Raw genomic sequence first — 15,691 nt, 5'->3', positions numbered from 1 at the left:
CGGGCAGTACGACCAGGGGCACCAGGGGCACCAGGCACCGGCGTACGGCCAGGAGCAGCAGCACGGGCAGTACGACCAGGGGCAGCAGGGACCGGCGTACGGCCAGCCGCTGCCGCTGCCGCCCGCCGGGCCGCAGGGCACCTACGCCCAGCCGCTGCCGCCCGAGGCGGTGCCCGGCATGGGCATGGGCGGGGACTCGGACGCCACGCAGTACATCGCGCCGGTGCCCTCGGGCCCCGCGCCGGGCGGGCTGCCGCCGGAGAACCCCGCGGAGTCGACCCGGTACCTGGGCCGGGGCCAGCAGCAGGGGTACCAGCAGCCGCCCGCCGGTGGTCACGCCGCACCGCCCCCGCAGGGCGGCCAGGACTCCGACGCGACCCAGTACATACCCCCGGTGCCCGGTGGCGCCCCGTACGGGATCAGGCCCGGGACGCCCGGTGAGCGCCCGCCGCCGGCCGAGTTCGACAACCTCTTCCGCAGTGACGAGCCCGCGGGCGCCACGCAGCAGATGCCCCGGTTCGACCCCGCGCAGCAGCTGCCCCCGCAGAACCAGGGCCCCCAGCAGCCCCCGCAGGCGTACCAGCAGGCGCCCGCGTACACCGGACCCGAGGGCGGGCCGCCCTCGGAGGGGCGCGACGAGCGGCGCAAGCGACCCGCGCACGTCCCCCTGATCGCCGCGGTCGTCGTCGGCTGTGCCGTGATCGGGCTCGGCGCCGGTGCGCTGCTGAGCGGTGGCGACGACGACAAGGGCAAGGACAGCAAGCAGCCGGTGGCGTCCGCGAGTTCACCCGCCACCCAGCCCACCGCCAAGGCCGCGGCCGACCCAGCGAAGCAGCAGGCCGAGGCGTTGGACAAGCTGCTCGCGGACAGCAACAACAGCCGGGCCGCGGTCATCGGCGCGGTGGAGAAGACCAAGACCTGCACCGACCTGGACCAGGCCGTGGCCGATCTGAAGGGCGCCGCCCAGCAGCGCCGCGACCTGGTCACCCGGCTCAAGGACCTGTCGGTCGACAAGCTGCCGGACAACGGCCGGCTGACCGCCTCGCTCACCAAGGCCTGGCAGGCGTCCGCGTCCGCCGACGACCACTACGCGGCCTGGGCCGAGCAGGCCAAGAGCAAGAAGGTCTGCAAGCACGGCAGGGCCCGTACGACTCCGCAGACGCAGCAGGCCACCGTGCAGAGCGGCGAGGCGAGCAAGGCCAAGCGCGAGGCGTCCGGGCTGTGGAACACCATCGCGTCGAAGTACGGCCTGACCGAGCGCGAGGCAACCGCGCTCTGAGCCCGGCGGCAGGGGCGGGCGGCCCGGACCGGGCCGGCCCGTCTCAGCCGGTCGCGCTCGCGTCCGACAGGGTCTTCGTCACATCCACGAAGCCCTTCTTCTCGGCGACCAGCTTGCCGTCGCGCACGACCTGGAACGTCACCTTGCTGTTCACGATGCGCGGGTACGAGTCCGAGCCGAGCATGTCCTCGTAGCGCCAGCGGAGCTCGGGGGTGAGGCCGCCGGTGCTGACCCGGATGCCCTTGTTGAGGGCCTTGGTGACCTTCCAGGCGGTGATCCCCGGCTCGTGCAGGGACTCGACGATCGACTTCAGGGCGGTGTAGGCGATCCAGGTGGTCTGCACGCCCGTGTCGTCCGGGTCGATCCGGTTGTCGCCGAAGGCGTGCTCGCGGATCACCTTCCGCATCAGGTTCCAGCGGGCGTCACCCGAGTCCGGGTACCAGCCGGTGACGTACGCGCCCTCGAACGGGCTGTCGCGGCCGCCGGTGCGGTCGATGAGCGGCTGGCCCACGCTGCCGAGCACCGAGGAGATCCTGACCGTCCCGGTCGCCGGCTCCAGCCGCCGGAACGAGTCGAAGAAGGTCTCCGTGCGGTCGCCCAGCACGGCCGTCACGCATCCGCCTGACGCGCCCGCCCCGGCGAGTGCCCGGCCGGCCGCGTCGTCGTAGGACGTGGCCGTCTCCGCCGCCCGGATGTCGAGCGGCGCGGGCCGGCGGGCCGCGGTGAGGCCGGTGTTCAGGAGCCAGGACTGCCCGTCGCCGCCCAGCGTGTCCGGACGCACCAGGGAGACCCGGTCGCACCTGCGGGCCAGCTGCTTGGCGTTGCCGGCCAGCAGCGCGGACTGGCCGCCGGTCACGGGGTAGGACAGATAGCTTCGGAACTCCTCCTCGGAGGCGCCGTACCCGCCGATGTACGGAATCCCGGCCACCTCCAGCGGCGCCATGAACGCCCGCCCGTGCCGGCTGTAGGAGCCGACGACCGCGACGGCCCTTTTCTCGACGGCCAGCCGGGCGCAGTTCCCCGCGCCGGCCGAGGTGTCCTCCTCGTCGCAGGTGACCACCCGCAGCCTGTGTCCGTCGAGCCCGCCGTCGCCGTTGACCCAGCGGGCGTACGCCTGCGCCATCGCGGTCATTCCCGCCATGTTGGCCGTGTCCGGGCCGGACACGCCGCTGGGCGCCCAGGTGACGACGGTGACGGGCTCCCTGGAGTCCCCCGATGCCCCAGGGAGCACACCGCAGCCGGTCATCAGCAAGGCCCCTGCCGCCACTGTGCTGATGAGCAGCCTCGAAGGGCGGGAAGGGATGGGGCGCTGCCGTCCGGTCATGGGGACAGACGATTCCCGCCCGGGGGTAACGCCGCAGTGTGCCGCGTTCAACGCTCGGTGACATCCGGGTGAATTGCAGGGGGCCGCACGGGAGGCCGGAAAGGGAACGTACGATCGACAGCTGTGCAGCCAGGTTCCGAGAACACTTCCCGTCGCGGCCGTCGCTCCTCCACCATGGGCGGCATGCCGCTCAACGACATTCCGTGGTGGCGCTGGCGCAGCAACGTGCGCTCGGCGCTGCACATGCTCTCCGACCCCGTCTTCCACCACGAGTGCTGGCTGGCCGGCCGGGAGGGATACGGCGACGTCACCGACGCCGTGTACCGCCTGGTCGAGGACACCTGGCTCGACAACTGGTCCGCCGAGAAATACGTCGGCACGGTCTTCCGGGACTCCGGCGAGGCCGCCCTCGTCGACGTCGCGGTGCTGCGGGTGCTGCGCATCATGCACCAGGTCGGCGCGGACGCCCAGGTGTCCGCCTATCTGGAGCACCACGGCTGGCCGGAGGCCGTCCGGGCCGCCCGCGAGGCCCATGTGCTGCTCGCCTCGAACGACGGCGAGGACCCGGACGTGCCGCCGCGTTCGCTGGACGTGCTCCGCATCATGACCAGAACGGCCTGAGATCCGGGCGGTGTGGCACCCTACGGGGATGACCGCGCCGCAGCCCGCCGATTCCGTTGCCTCCGCTGTCCCGGACGCCGCGTCCGAGCAGTACGTCCTCACGCTCTCGTGCCCCGACAAAATGGGCATCGTGCACGCCGTGTCGAGCTATCTCTTCATGACCGGCTGCAATATCGAGGACAGTCAGCAGTTCGGTGACCACGACACGGGTCTGTTCTTCATGCGGGTCCACTTCTCGGCGGACAGCCCGGTGACGGCGGACAAGCTGCGGGCGAGCTTCGCCGCGATCGGTGACTCCTTCCGGATGGACTGGCAGATCCACCGGTCCTCGGACCGGATGCGGATCGTGCTGATGGTCAGCAAGTTCGGCCACTGCCTGAACGATCTGCTGTTCCGCTCCCGGATCGGGGCGCTGCCGGTCGAGATCGCCGCGGTCGTCTCCAACCACACGGACTTCGCCGAGCTCGTCGCCTCGTACGGCGTCCCCTTCCGGCACATCCCGGTGTCCAGGGACAACAAGGCGGACGCCGAGGCGCGGCTGCTGGAGCTGGTCCGCGAGGAGGACGTGGAGCTGGTCGTGCTGGCCCGCTACATGCAGGTCCTCTCGGACGATCTGTGCAAGCAGCTGAGCGGCCGGATCATCAACATCCACCACTCGTTCCTGCCGAGCTTCAAGGGCGCCAAGCCGTACCACCAGGCGCACGCCCGCGGCGTGAAGCTGATCGGTGCGACGGCGCACTACGTGACGGCCGACCTCGACGAGGGGCCGATCATCGAGCAGGAGGTCGAGCGGGTGGGCCACGGCGTGACGCCGGACCAGCTGGTGGCCATCGGGCGTGATGTGGAGTGCCAGGCGCTGGCGCGCGCGGTGAAGTGGCACGCGGAGCGGCGCATCCTGCTGAACGGCCGCCGCACGGTGGTCTTCCCGTAGGCCGTCCGGGCGGCGGCCGGTCTCACAGTCTGCTGAGCGAGGCCGCCGCGAAGAGCACGTCCTGGATCGCCTCGCGGTCCCCGCGCTGGCCGGCCGCCGCCTCCACGGGCGGCACATGACCCGCCACCAGCTGGCAGAACTCGGCGCCGTCCAGCGCGACCTGGGCCACCGCGTGGTCGGGGGAGCCGACCGCGGCCGGTGAATCCAGCGCGATGTACCAGTCACCGCCGCCCAGGCCCTCGACCTCCAGATGGAGCGAGCGGCCCGGGGAACCGGCCGTCACCAGCCGGCGGGCCGGACCGGCGAGCCCCGCCTGCCGCCGCCCGGCCAGGGCGGCGGGCAGCATCCGGGCCGCCAGGTCGATCATCCGGTTGAGATGGGCCGCGGAGGGCGCCTCGTACGGATAGTCCACCGCCTCCGCGATGTCCCCGCCGTGCACCCAGCACTCGAAGGCACGGTCCAGCAGGGCGTCCTGCAGCGGCAGCGCGAAGTCGCCGTAGGAGACAGAGAGGTCCGAGACTCCGCGGCCCGCGAAGGACACGGTGCGGATGAGGGTGTGGCTCTGGCCGCGCCACGGTTCGCGGACGGCGCGGGTCGGCGGCCGCCGGGCCGCCGACCAGTACGTCTCGGTGCGCGCGGTGGGCGCGAGCGCCGGTCCGGGGCCCCGGCGCGGAACGCCCGGGACGCTGTCGGCGAGCGGGTCGTCGAGGCCCAGGGCGGTGCTGATCAGTCCGTCGACGGTCATGAGGTGGCCGATGACGCCGGCGACCGTCGTCTTGCGGTTGACCGCGTGCTCGCCCTCGAACCACTTCAGCCGTACCGGGGCGTGCCACTCGGAGGCGCCGATGTCGCGCAGCAGCGCGTCGAGCCGGGCGGTCTCCGCGTCGTACGGGGCCGCCCAGCCGGGCACCGGGATCTTGGCCGGCCGACGGCTCAGGCAGGTCTCCAGCACCCGCGACCGGAGCAGCGGATCGAGGTCCAGGCTGCCGTCGGTGTGCAGCAGCCCGACCGCGTCGCGCAGTCGCAGCGCCTCGTCCGCACAGGGGGCGCACTCCGTGAGGTGCGCCTCGACGGCCTCGGTCTCCTCGGCGGAGCAGGCGGCCAGCGCCCACGCGCCGAGGAGCGCCTTCAGGACGCGGTGCGGGAGCACCGGGGCCGGCGGACTCGGCAGGCCGGGTGGGCCTGGCTGACCCGGACGGTCGTCGGCCCGTTCCGGTGGCGGCGGTTCGGATTGCGGCCGGGGTGCGGGTGGCGGCGTCACGTGACCCCTGTCGAAGTCGTCCGCGGCGGCCCGCGGGCCCGGTATGCGACAGGCGCCCCGCACCTCGTCGTCCTGCCCGCCGCGCTCGCGGCCGTCGCCGTCGGGCCCTTCCGCGTCGTCGGTCACAGCCGCCGCCCGTATCCGGGCGGTGCGGAGCCCTCCAGCGGCCGGGTGTGGGCCGTGGACAGCAGTTGGAGCCCGAGCCGCAGCCGGCGCCGGGCCTCGTCCTCGGTGACGCCGAGGTCGGCCGCCGTCTGCCGGTAGTCCCGGCGCTGGATGTACGCGAGCTCCAGCGCGACCCGCAGCGGTGCGGGCATGGACGCGACGATGTAGTCGGCGCGGGCCGCCGCGGTGGCCCGGCGCACCCGCTCCTCCAGATCGGCCGGGTCCGCGCGGTCCCCGCCGTCCTGCGCGTCCTCGTACGTTCCCGCGGTGGCGGTGCTGAGCAGCCGCCGCACCGACTGGCGGTGGGTGAGCCGGGCCACCCAGGACCGCATCGAGCCCTGCTTGGGATCGTAGGCGTCGGGGTTCTCCCACACGTACCCGAAGACCTCCCGGGTCACCAGGTCCGCGGCGCTCTCGTCGTCGAGCATCCGGTGGGCCTGGCTGTGCACGAGCGAGGCGAACCGGTCGTAGAGCTCCCCGAGGGCGGCCGCCTCTCCGCGCGCCAGCCGCTGCTGCATCTTGCGGTCCCAGCGGGGTGGTGCGTTATCGGCCATGAGACCCCCAGCCCTGTGCCCGTCGTCGTGTACCCCTCGTCACATCGAATGTAGTCGGCCGTACTGGCCGTGCACGTCCCTTTACGGCAAGTACGTCCGTGCGGACGCCCTGGATGGTAGGGAATGCGGCTCCCTCGACGGTGGAATCAGACCTGAAGTGATCATTTCTGCCTGAAACCCTTCTGGGCCTTCCTGGGGGAGGCGGTGTTTCATGGGGAGTGCCCCGGGGCAGCCGCGAGGAGGAACGCAATCTTCCGGATCGCGAACTCCCCGGAATCCCCGGAACGAGAGGCCCAGTCGCGTGACAAAGCCATCCCCTCCTGGAAACCACCTGCCGGCTGCCACCGCCCACGCCCCCTGGCTCACCCAGGAACGTTCCCGGAAGCCACTGAGCGTGGCCGGGAGCGAGCAGGGCGGGTGGACCGTGCTGCACATTCGCGGTGAGCTGGATCTGGTGACCTCACCGGCCGTCCGCCAGTCCGTCCACGACGCGGTCGCCGTCGGCCGCCATGATGTCGTGCTCGATCTCTCCGAGGTCTTCTTCTGCGACTCCAGCGGCGTCGGCGTGCTGATCGCCTCCCGCCGTCTGATGCGTTCCTGCGGCGGCCGGCTGCGGCTGATCCTGCCCGCCCGGGGCGCGGAGGACGGCTCCCACGTCAACCGGGTGCTCGCGGCGCTCGGCGTACGCCGGCTGTTCGAGGTCTACCCCGACTGGGACTCGGCCGTCGACGACGAAGCCCAGCCTCTCTCGGCCTGAACCGGTCCGCGCGGCGGTCGTCCGGCGGCTGTCCGGAGCGGTCGTTCAGTACCGGGTTGTCGCACCGCTGAGGCCGGTTAATGACACGTGAACGCCGTGGGCGTCGTACGCTCCCCGCATGGACAGCGCAGAGTATGAGCGCAAGATCGCATTCCGCTTCGCCGCCTTCGACCAGGACGGCAACGGATTCATCGATCGCGCGGATTTCAACGCCGCCGCGGCCCGTCTGCTCACCGAGTTCGGTACGACGGCCCGCTGCGACAAGGGCCAGGCGCTCTACAGCGGGGCCGAGGCATTCTGGCAGGGCATGGCGGGCATCGCCGACGTGGACGGGGACCAGCGCGTCAACCGTGCGGAGTTCGTCGGCGGCGCGGTGAAACGGCTCCGGGACAGCCCCGAGCGGTTCGCGGAGATCGCCCGCCCCTTCCTGCGCGCGGCGCTCGCCGTGGCCGCCCAGGACGACGACGGTGCGGCCGCGGTGCCCGCCGTGGAGCGGGCGCTGCGGGTGCTGGGCGCGAGCCCGGACGCGGCGGCGTTCGCCGCGCAGAGCCTGGACGCGGACCGGGACGGGCGGATCGCGGAGGCGGACGCGGTGGCGGCGTTCTCCGCGTACTTCACGGTGATCGAGCCCGACGCGTAGCCCTTGGGCGGGCGGCGGGGCGGGTCCCTGGGCCGGACCGGTCCTCGCCCTTCGCGCCCTGCCCCGGTCCGGGGCGAAGGGTTCCGTCCTCAAGCGCCGGACGGGCTGTCGTGGCGCGGGTGCGCCGCGGGGCGCCCGCACACTTCGAGCCCGTCCGGCGGTGCCGGTCAGGTGGTCGTGAAGCGGTCGCGCAGCTGGTACTTCAGGACCTTGCGGAGGGTCTCGTTGCGGGGGAGCGCGTCGACCAGTTCCAGTTGTTCCGGGAGTTTGTGGGTGGACAGGCCCTCGCCGCGCAGGTAGGCCGTCAGTTCGGGGAGGGTGAGCGCGGCGGCGTGCGGGGGCTGTTCCACCACCGCGCAGACGCGTTCGCCGCGCTCCTCGTCCGGGAGGCCGATCACCGCCGCGTCGCCCACGCCGGGGTGGCGGGCGAGGAGGTCCTCTATCTCCTTCGCCGAGATGTTCTCGCCCTTGCGGATGATGATGTCCTTCAGCCGTCCGGTGAGGACGAGGTGCCCGCTCGGCCCGACGTGGCCGACGTCGCCCGTGATCAGGAAGCCCTCGGCATCGAACGGGTTCGCGGAGGCCAGGTAGCCCTTGCAGACGGCCTCGCCCCGTAGCCGTACCTCGCCGTCCGTGCCGTACGGCAGCGGCTTGCCGTCCTCGTCGGTGATCCGGATCTCCATGCCCTCGGGCGGCCGCCCCTCCGTCTCCGCGAGCTGTTCCACCGTGTCGTCCGGGTCGCCCATCGTGATCATGGGGACCTCGGTCATGCCGTACCCGTGGGTGAGCTGGACGCCCATCTCGCGGACCACCGCGTGGTAGATCTCCGGCGGCTTCGGCGCACCGCCGCCCGCCAGCAGGCGCAGGGTGGGGATCAGCGGTTCGTCCGGGGCCTTGCGCTGCTCGGCCAGGAACATCGAGTAGAACGCGGTGGAGCCGCCGGCGACCGTCACCCCGTGACGCCGGTAGTCCGCCAGCGCGTCCGGCATCGCGAAGTGCTCGAACAGCACCGCGGGGAAGCCGTACAGCAGCAGCATCACCGAATAGTCCGGGCCGGCGACATGAGCGAACGGGAAGGCCATCGAGCCGATGTCGGCCGCCGACAGACGCAGGGCGTGGGCCAGGCAGGAGCCGGCCGCGATCAGGCTGCGATCGGTGTGCAGGACGCCCTTCGGGTCGGAGGTGGTGCCCGAGGTCCAGTAGATCCAGCGCACCGACGTGCCGTCGGCGGGCGGTGGGGGCAGGATCGCCGGATCGCCGTCCGGGAGGGTCTCGTACGCCTCGAAGACCTGCGGCGGGCGGTCGAGCCCCGCCGCCAGGCGACCGGCCATCGCCGCATGGTCGAAACCGCGCCAGGTGCCGGGTACGGCGAAGAACCCGGCCTTCGACTCGCGCAGCGCGAACCCGATCTCGCGGTCGCGGTAGAAGGGGATGAGGGGCGTCTGCACCGCCCCGATCCGGGCCAGCGCGAAGGACAGCAGCGCCGTCTCCAGCCGGGTCGGCAGCTGCCAGGCGACCACGGTTCCCGGCCGCACCCCCATCCCGTACAGGCCGGCCGCCACCCGCTCGGCGCGGGTCCTCAGCTCGCCGAAGGTGAGCGTGCGGTCGTCCTGGATCAGGAAGGGCAGGTCCGGGGTCAGGGCGGCCCGGCGTTCGATGAGCTCCCAGAAGGTGCCCGATGTTCCCAGGGCATGTGCGGTCTCGTTCACGGCGAACCCCTCACAGCTGACGGGTAGTCAGATCGTGCGGAGAGCGTAGAGCGCTGCGCCTTGTCGGTCCAGGGGTGCGGGGCTAGCCTGAGGGCGACGTCAATCTGACGGGTCATCAGAAAAGCGTGCGCCGAAGGGGACACCATGACGGAACTGCCTCGGATCGTCAGCGTCGACGACCATGTGATCGAGCCGCCGCACCTGTTCTCGACCTGGCTGCCGGCCAAGTACCGCGAGCGCGGTCCGCAGCCGCTGACCGCGGGCATCGGCGAGCTGGCGTACACCGGCGGCAAGTACGTCATCACGATGGACCCCGAGGGTCCGCCCACCGACTGGTGGATCTACGAGGACCTCAAGTTCCCGTACAAGCGGAACATCGCCGCCGTCGGCTTCGACCGCGACGACATGACGCTGGAGGGGATCACCCGGGCGGAGATGCGGCGCGGCTGCTGGGATCCGGCCGAGCGGCTGAAGGACATGGACCTCAACCATGTCGAGGCGAGCCTCTGCTTCCCCACCTTCCCGCGGTTCTGCGGGCAGACCTTCGCGGAGGCGCACGACAAGGAGGTCGCGCTCGCGTGCGTCCGCGCCTACAACGACTGGATGGTGGAGGAGTGGTGCGGTGACAGCGGTGGCCGGCTGATCCCGCTCTGCATCATCCCGCTCTGGGACATCGGCCTGGCGGTCGCGGAGATCAGGCGGAACGCGGCGCGCGGGGTGCGGGCGGTGACCTTCTCCGAGATCCCCACCTACCTCGGCCTGCCGTCGATCCACACCGGCTACTGGGACCCGTTCTTCGCCGTCTGCCAGGAGACCGGCACGGTCGTGAACATGCACATCGGGTCCAGTTCGCAGATGCCCGCCGCGTCCCCCGACGCCCCGCCCGCCGTACAGGCCTCGCTCTCCTTCAACAACGCCATGGCCTCGATGATGGACTTCCTCTTCAGCGGGGTCCTGGTGAGGTTCCCGCAGCTGAAGCTCGCCTACAGCGAGGGTCAGATGGGCTGGATCCCGTACGCCCTGGAGCGGGCCGACGACGTCTGGGAGGAGCACCGGGCCTGGGGCGGGGTGCGCGATCTGATCCCCGAGCCGCCGTCGACGTACTACTACCGGCAGATGTTCTGCTGCTTCTTCCGCGACAAGCACGGCATCGCCTCGCTCGACGTCGTCGGCCGGGACAACGCCACCTTCGAGACCGACTACCCGCACGTCGACTCGACCTTCCCGAACACGAAGGAGGTCGCCCTCGACCACGTCAAGGGGCTGGACGACGAGACCGTCCACAAACTGATGCGCGGGAACGCGATCCGGATGCTCGGCCTGGACCTCGACAAGTAGGCGCGCGGTGGACCTCTCGTACACGGATGAGGAGGAGGAGTTCCGGGCGCGGCTGCGGGAGTGGCTGGCCTCGGCGCTCCCCGGGCTGCCCGGCAGGCCGGACCCCGGCGACTGGCCGGGGCGGCGGGCGTACGACACCGGCTGGCAGCGGCTGCTGTACGACGCCGGCTACGCGGGCCTGCACTGGCCCGCCGACGCGGGCGGCCGGGGCGCCACCCCGACCCAGCACCTGATCTTCCTGGAGGAGACTGAGCGCGCCGGGGCACCCTACGTCGGGGCGAACTTCGTCGGGCTGCTGCACGCCGGACCCACCATCGCCGCCGAGGGCACCGCCGCGCAGCGGGCCCGCTGGCTGCCGCCGGTGCTGCGCGGCGACGAGGTCTGGTGCCAGGGGTTCAGCGAACCGGAGGCGGGCTCGGACCTGGCCTCGCTGCGGACCCGGGCGGTGCGCGACGGCGACGACTACGTGGTGAGCGGGCAGAAGATCTGGACCTCGCACGCGGAGGTCGCCGACTGGTGCGAGCTGCTGGTGCGCACCGACCCGGCGGCGCCCAGGCACCGCGGGATCAGCTGGCTCGCGATGCGGATGGACGCTCCGGGCGTCACCGTGCGGCCGCTGCGCACACTCGCCGGGTCGACGGAATTCGCCGAGATGTTCCTCGACGAGGTGCGGGTGCCCGTCTCGCACCGCGTCGGCGAGGAGAACGACGGCTGGCGGGTCACCATGGTCACCCTCTCCTTCGAGCGGGGTACGGCCTTCGTCGGCGAGGTCGTCGCCTGCCGCCGCACCCTGGACGCCCTGGCGGCCGAGGCGCGGCGCAGCGGGCGCTGGGACGACGCGGTCCTGCGCCGGAGGCTGGGCAGGCTGAACGCCGAGTTCCGGGCGCTGTGGCGGCTCACCCAGTGGAACGTCAGCGAGGCGCAGAGCACCGGCGGAGTCCCCGGTACCGGCGGCTCGGTCTTCAAGCTGCGCTACTCGCACGCCCGCCAGGAGCTGTACGAGGCGGCGGCCGAGGTGCTCGGCGCGGGCGACTCCCTCGACCTGGACCGGGAGTGGGTGCTGGACCGGCTCTCCTCGCTCTCGTACACGATCGCGGCCGGTACCTCGCAGATCCAGCGGAACATCGTCGCCGAGCGGATTCTCGGCCTGCCGAAGGGGCGGTGAGCGGACAGTGGACTTCCGGCTCTCGGAGGACCAGCGGGCCCTGCACACGGGGATACGGGAACTGCTCGCCGGCCGGTTCGCCAGGGACCGGATGCGGGCCGCGCTCGACGGGGGCGGGGGCGTCGGCCGTGAGCTGTGGCGGGAGCTCGGCGCGGCCGGTCTCTTCGCGCTGCGGCTGCCCGGGACGGCGGGCGGCGTCGGGCTCGGCCTGCCCGAATCCGTACTCGTGTTCGATGAGATCGGGCGGTCCCTCCTGCCGGGCCCCCTGGCCGCCACCCAGCTCGCCGCGGGCGTGGTGAAGGGGGCGGCGGAGGGCGAGGCCGTGGTGGCGCTGGCGGAGGCCGGGCGGCCGGTGGGGCACCTGGCGCAGGCCGACGCGCTGCTGGTCCTGGACGGGGACCGGGCACGGGTGCTGACCGGCGGGGCGCTGCGGCAGGTCCTGCGGGAGGCCCGGCCCGTGCGGTCGCTCGACCCGGGCACCCCCCTGTGGCGGGTGCCGGACCTGGCCGCGCACGAGGGCGAACCGCTGCCGGAAGGGGCGCGGCTGCGCCGCGAGGGCGCCCTGCTGACCGCCGCCGAACAGCTCGGCAGTGCCGCCCGCAGCCTGGAGGCGGCGGTTCAACACGCCGGTGAACGCGAACAGTTCGGAGCGCCGATCGGGACCTTCCAGGCGGTCAAGCATCTGTGCGCCGGAATGCTGGTGCGCGCCGAGACGGCCCGTACCGCCGTCTACGCGGCCGCCGTGACCGCGGACCCGGTGGAGATCGCCGGGGCCAAGCTGCTCGCCGACGACGCGGCCGTCGGCAATGCCCGCGACTGCCTCCAGGTGCACGGCGGCATGGGCTTCACCTGGGAGGCGGATGTCCATCTGCACCTCAAGCGGGCCTGGCTGCGGGCCGGGCAGTGGCTGACGGCGGCGGACGCGGAGGAGGCGCTGGCCGCCGATCTGGCCTGACCCCGGGCGGCCGGGCGCCCGCTGCGTGCGTGTGACGCGACGGACCCCTGAGGTTCACGCTGCGGAGTAACACAGTGCAGCCGGTCTGCGCCGATACCGGCTTGTGTCCTTTGCGTGATTCGTCACGGGGTGGAGTCGGCGCCGGGCTCGGGTACGCTCCGTTGGATGCGAGTGGTTCTGGAACCTGGCGATCCGGATGTGGCCTGTACGGCTGCTCCGGTCCGCGAGAGGTGCCCTGCTCGTGATCCACACGGAGGGGCCCGGCCTGCCGGGGAAACGATTTTCGGGGTTTCCGCGGTCTCCGAGCGCCTCTGTTCGACTCTCCGCAACGTGCGTCGCACAGTATGCACCACGCGTACTCCTTCGCGCTGGAATATGCCCGAAGCGCTTGTTGCGGTGACTGTACGTCAACCATGCTGTCTCGTAAGGGAATCACGTTCCGTGACCCTGAGGAGGCGCGAGGCGATGTGTCCGCCGGTTCGGATGGTGTGAGCGGTGCAGGTGCTTCAGGTTCAGTTGGAGGTCGGGGCCGACCCCGCAGAGGTCGGCCGGGCCCGCAGATGGGCGCGTTCGAGGCTGGTCGGGTCCGGGATAGGAGACGACGAGCCGCTGGCCGAGACGCTCATCCTGCTGATCTCGGAGCTGGTCACCAACGCGGTCGTGCACACCGGCTGTCCGGCCGTGCTGCGGATGCTGTTCGGCTCGACGGGAGCGCCGGGCAACGCCGGGACCGTACGGGTCGAGGTGGCCGACACCAGCTGCCGTCCGCCGCAGCAGCGGCACGCGGAGGGCGAGGACACCGGCGGCCGGGGCCTGGAGCTGGTCGACGGACTGGCCGACCGCTGGGGCTGGCAGCCGGAGGGCGCCGGCAAGCGCATCTGGTGCGAGGTGGACCGGGGTATCCCGCTGATCCAGGTGCAGATGCAGCCCTGCGCCCAGGGGGCGGGCGCGCACGGCGCCGCCCCGTGCGACACCGGCGGCTGCGACGCCGGCGGGCGCGAGGCGGGCGCCGCGTACGAGGCGTCGCACGCGGTCACCCATCGCGCGTAGGTCCGTCAGGGGCCCCGGTTCCGGCGGTGCGGGGCACGGCCCTGCGCCGGCCCGGTTCTGCCGCGGTCGCTCCTCAGAAGACCGCGACCGGGGCGACCGGTGTGCCGGTGGCTCCCACGAAGGGCTCCGGCATGGCGGAGAGCAGGAAGCCGTAGCGGCTCGACTCCGCACAGGTTGTGGACAACTCTTCCAGGTTCCAGTTCTGGCCCTGCAGCATGCCCATCTCGACCAGGTCCAGCGCGTGCACCCCCAGCCACAGGTCCTCGATCTCCGGCGGGAAGATCTCGAAGGTCAGCGTGTCATTGGCGACCGCGGCCACATCCCGGGCCCGGAACCACTCGGGCGTCCGGATCGACAGCCCCGGTGACGGATAGCCGTACGCGTTCTTGTCCCCGGCCAGATAGACCTGCACCTGCCCGGTCCGTACGAGCACGATGTCACCGGCCCGCACCCGGACCCCGGCCAGTTCCTCGGCCGCCTCCAGGTCCTCGGGGGTGACGGCGTGGCCGCCGGGCAGCCGGTCCACCCCGTGGGCGCGGGCCACATCGAGCAGCACCCCGCGCGAGACGATGTGCGGGGCCTTCTCGATGCCGCTGAACCGCGCGCCCTCGTGCGCGGTGATGGTGTCGGCCGGGCGGCCGTTGTAGATCTTCCCCGAGTGCGAGACATGGGTGAGGGCGTCCCAGTGGGTGGCGGTCTGGAGGCTCAGGACCGCGCTGTCGTCGCTGGTGGCGACGGTGCCGGGACCGAACAGTTCCTGATTGATCTGGACCATGGTGTGCAGCGGATTGATCCGCCCCTGGATCAGCCCGCTCTGCACGCCGTCCTGCTGGAGCGGCAGCGCGAGCGCCACCCGCTGCCCGGTGCGGACGGTGGCCGCCGCCTCCCGTACGACCTCGTCGGTGATGAGGTTGAGCGTCCCGATCTCGTCGTCCGCACCCCAGCGGCCCCAGTTGTTCACGCGCTTGGCGATGTCGTGGAACTCGTCCGGCAGTGACATGGAGCCTCCTGGGGCTTGTGCCGGTGGACCTGATGACCCATAGAATCTAACGGTCCGTCAGAAACCGCGGGAAGGGGCCGGGCATGGGGAACTTCTTGGCAGGCAAAGTGGTGGCCGTCACGGGTGCCGGACGAGGCATCGGGCGGGCCGTCGCGCTCGCCGCGGCGGCCGAGGGGGCCGGCGTCGTGGTCAACGACTACGGCGTCTCGATAGAGGGCGGCGAACCCGCCAGCGAGATAGCCGAGTCCGTCGTCAAGGAGATCGTGGCGGCGGGCGGCGAAGCGGTCGCGGTGGCGGACGACATCTCCACCATGGCCGGCGGGCAGCGGGTCGTGGACACCGCGCTGGCACGGTTCGGACGCATCGACGGGGTGGTGTGCGTGGCCGGCATCCTGCGTGAACGGATGCTGTTCAACATGTCCGAGGAGGAGTGGGACCCCGTGATCGCCACCCACCTCAAGGGCACGTTCACCGTCTTCCGGGCCGCGTCCGCGGTGATGCGCAAGCAGGAGGGCGCGGGCACGCTGATCGGCTTCACCAGTGGCAACCACCAGGGGAGCGTGGCGCAGGCGAACTACAGCGCGGCGAAGGGCGGGATCATCTCGCTGGTCCGCAGCGCGGCGCTGGGCCTGCACAAGTACGGCGTCACGGCGAACGCGGTCGCTCCGGTGGCGCGTACCCGGATGTCCGCCAATGTCCCCATGGAACTCAAGGAGATCGGCGAGCCGGAGGACGTGGNNCGCGGGCCCGAAGATCGCGGTCTGGGCCCAGCCGAGGGAGCTGCGCGCGGGGTACGCGGAGGGGGAGGCGTGGACCCCGGAACGCATCGCGGACTTCCTGCCGGGGACGGTGGGGACGGACCCGATGCCGATGCTGGCGCAGCTGGAGGAGATGGCGGAGGCGGCGCGGGCCGCGAAGCGGCCGAATGCGTGAGGGGGCTTG

At 72.1% G+C, this 15,691-nt stretch carries 14 protein-coding genes and 1 pseudogene; 10 read left to right on the top strand and 5 right to left on the bottom strand.

Going from position 1 to position 15,691, the window contains the following annotated elements; genetic code table 11:
• Positions 1-1,279 (top strand): hypothetical protein (locus J1C73_RS22495; RefSeq protein WP_242644540.1); only part of this gene is annotated, 1,279 nt, incomplete at its 5' end.
• 43 nt (positions 1,280-1,322) lie between these two features.
• On the opposite strand, the gene J1C73_RS22490 is transcribed toward J1C73_RS22495, so the two are convergent.
• A complete protein-coding gene (locus tag J1C73_RS22490; RefSeq protein ID WP_207318005.1) occupies positions 1,323-2,603 on the bottom strand; it encodes an ABC transporter substrate-binding protein in 1,281 nt (426 codons plus the stop codon).
• Between the two features lie 174 nt (positions 2,604-2,777).
• On the opposite strand from J1C73_RS22490, the gene J1C73_RS22485 reads away from it, so the two are divergent.
• Positions 2,778-3,224, top strand: coding sequence for an SCO4402 family protein (locus J1C73_RS22485; protein ID WP_123460910.1), 447 nt, complete (start codon positions 2,778-2,780; stop codon positions 3,222-3,224).
• Positions 3,225-3,252: 28 nt separating this feature from the next.
• Positions 3,253-4,155 carry a formyltetrahydrofolate deformylase gene (gene purU / locus J1C73_RS22480; RefSeq protein ID WP_123460911.1) on the top strand — a complete coding sequence of 301 codons (903 nt, stop codon included), beginning with the start codon at positions 3,253-3,255 and terminating at the stop codon, positions 4,153-4,155.
• Positions 4,156-4,177: 22 nt separating this feature from the next.
• On the opposite strand, the gene J1C73_RS22475 is transcribed toward purU, so the two are convergent.
• Both J1C73_RS22475 and J1C73_RS22470 read right to left on the bottom strand, forming a co-directional pair.
• Positions 4,178-5,479 carry a zf-HC2 domain-containing protein gene (locus tag J1C73_RS22475; RefSeq protein ID WP_207318007.1) on the bottom strand — a complete coding sequence of 434 codons (1,302 nt, stop codon included), beginning with the start codon at positions 5,477-5,479 and terminating at the stop codon, positions 4,178-4,180.
• A gap of 59 nt (positions 5,480-5,538) precedes the next feature.
• Positions 5,539-6,135, bottom strand: a complete 597-nt coding sequence (locus tag J1C73_RS22470) for an RNA polymerase sigma factor (RefSeq protein WP_207318004.1) — start codon at positions 6,133-6,135, stop codon at positions 5,539-5,541.
• 388 nt (positions 6,136-6,523) lie between these two features.
• Here J1C73_RS22470 and J1C73_RS22465 point away from each other — a divergent pair, with 388 nt between their 5' ends.
• Both J1C73_RS22465 and J1C73_RS22460 read left to right on the top strand, forming a co-directional pair.
• The gene (locus J1C73_RS22465) at positions 6,524-6,892 is read left to right on the top strand and encodes an STAS domain-containing protein (protein ID WP_207318006.1); all 369 of its coding nucleotides are present in this window, start codon (positions 6,524-6,526) and stop codon (positions 6,890-6,892) included.
• A gap of 118 nt (positions 6,893-7,010) precedes the next feature.
• The gene (locus J1C73_RS22460) at positions 7,011-7,532 is read left to right on the top strand and encodes an EF-hand domain-containing protein (RefSeq protein WP_207318003.1); all 522 of its coding nucleotides are present in this window, start codon (positions 7,011-7,013) and stop codon (positions 7,530-7,532) included.
• 167 nt (positions 7,533-7,699) lie between these two features.
• Here the strand turns inward: J1C73_RS22460 and J1C73_RS22455 are convergent, their stop codons facing one another.
• Complete coding sequence (locus J1C73_RS22455) at positions 7,700-9,241, bottom strand: class I adenylate-forming enzyme family protein (protein WP_207318002.1); 1,542 nt, start codon at positions 9,239-9,241, stop codon at positions 7,700-7,702.
• Between the two features lie 144 nt (positions 9,242-9,385).
• On the opposite strand from J1C73_RS22455, the gene J1C73_RS22450 reads away from it, so the two are divergent.
• The 4 genes from J1C73_RS22450 (at position 9,386) to J1C73_RS22435 (ending at position 13,749) form a co-directional block, all read left to right on the top strand.
• Complete coding sequence (locus J1C73_RS22450; RefSeq protein ID WP_207318001.1) at positions 9,386-10,579, top strand: amidohydrolase family protein; 1,194 nt, start codon at positions 9,386-9,388, stop codon at positions 10,577-10,579.
• Positions 10,580-10,586: 7 nt separating this feature from the next.
• Positions 10,587-11,744: an acyl-CoA dehydrogenase gene (locus J1C73_RS22445; RefSeq protein ID WP_207318000.1), complete on the top strand. Its 1,158-nt coding sequence runs from the start codon at positions 10,587-10,589 to the stop codon at positions 11,742-11,744.
• Positions 11,745-11,751: 7 nt separating this feature from the next.
• Complete coding sequence (locus J1C73_RS22440; protein ID WP_207317999.1) at positions 11,752-12,699, top strand: acyl-CoA dehydrogenase family protein; 948 nt, start codon at positions 11,752-11,754, stop codon at positions 12,697-12,699.
• A 495-nt stretch (positions 12,700-13,194) separates the two neighbouring features.
• Positions 13,195-13,749 carry an ATP-binding protein gene (locus J1C73_RS22435; RefSeq protein WP_241200103.1) on the top strand — a complete coding sequence of 185 codons (555 nt, stop codon included), beginning with the start codon at positions 13,195-13,197 and terminating at the stop codon, positions 13,747-13,749.
• Positions 13,750-13,822: 73 nt separating this feature from the next.
• Here the strand turns inward: J1C73_RS22435 and J1C73_RS22430 are convergent, their stop codons facing one another.
• Positions 13,823-14,749, bottom strand: coding sequence for a cyclase family protein (locus tag J1C73_RS22430; protein WP_207317998.1), 927 nt, complete (start codon positions 14,747-14,749; stop codon positions 13,823-13,825).
• Positions 14,750-14,832: 83 nt separating this feature from the next.
• Here J1C73_RS22430 and J1C73_RS22425 point away from each other — a divergent pair.
• Positions 14,833-15,682, top strand: a pseudogene (locus J1C73_RS22425) (SDR family NAD(P)-dependent oxidoreductase).
• The last annotated feature ends 9 nt before the right edge of the window (positions 15,683-15,691 follow it).

The sequence above is a fragment of the Streptomyces laculatispora genome, assembly GCF_017353455.1.
GTDB lineage: Bacteria > Actinomycetota > Actinomycetes > Streptomycetales > Streptomycetaceae > Streptomyces > Streptomyces laculatispora.
The sequence above is the reverse complement of the archived record's forward strand: the minus strand, read 5'-3'. Positions and strand labels throughout refer to the sequence as shown.

Bases quoted from the DNA above. Each gene is read 5' to 3' on its own strand.
- J1C73_RS22485 (WP_123460910.1), top strand. From the start codon at position 2,778: ATGGGCGGCATGCCGCTCAACGACATTCCGTGGTGGCGCTGGCGCAGC.
- J1C73_RS22430 (WP_207317998.1), bottom strand. From the start codon at position 14,749: ATGTCACTGCCGGACGAGTTCCACGACATCGCCAAGCGCGTGAACAAC.
- J1C73_RS22460 (WP_207318003.1), top strand. From the start codon at position 7,011: ATGGACAGCGCAGAGTATGAGCGCAAGATCGCATTCCGCTTCGCCGCC.
- J1C73_RS22470 (WP_207318004.1), bottom strand. From the start codon at position 6,135: ATGGCCGATAACGCACCACCCCGCTGGGACCGCAAGATGCAGCAGCGG.
- J1C73_RS22450 (WP_207318001.1), top strand. From the start codon at position 9,386: ATGACGGAACTGCCTCGGATCGTCAGCGTCGACGACCATGTGATCGAG.
- J1C73_RS22490 (WP_207318005.1), bottom strand. From the start codon at position 2,603: ATGACCGGACGGCAGCGCCCCATCCCTTCCCGCCCTTCGAGGCTGCTC.
- purU (WP_123460911.1), top strand. From the start codon at position 3,253: ATGACCGCGCCGCAGCCCGCCGATTCCGTTGCCTCCGCTGTCCCGGAC.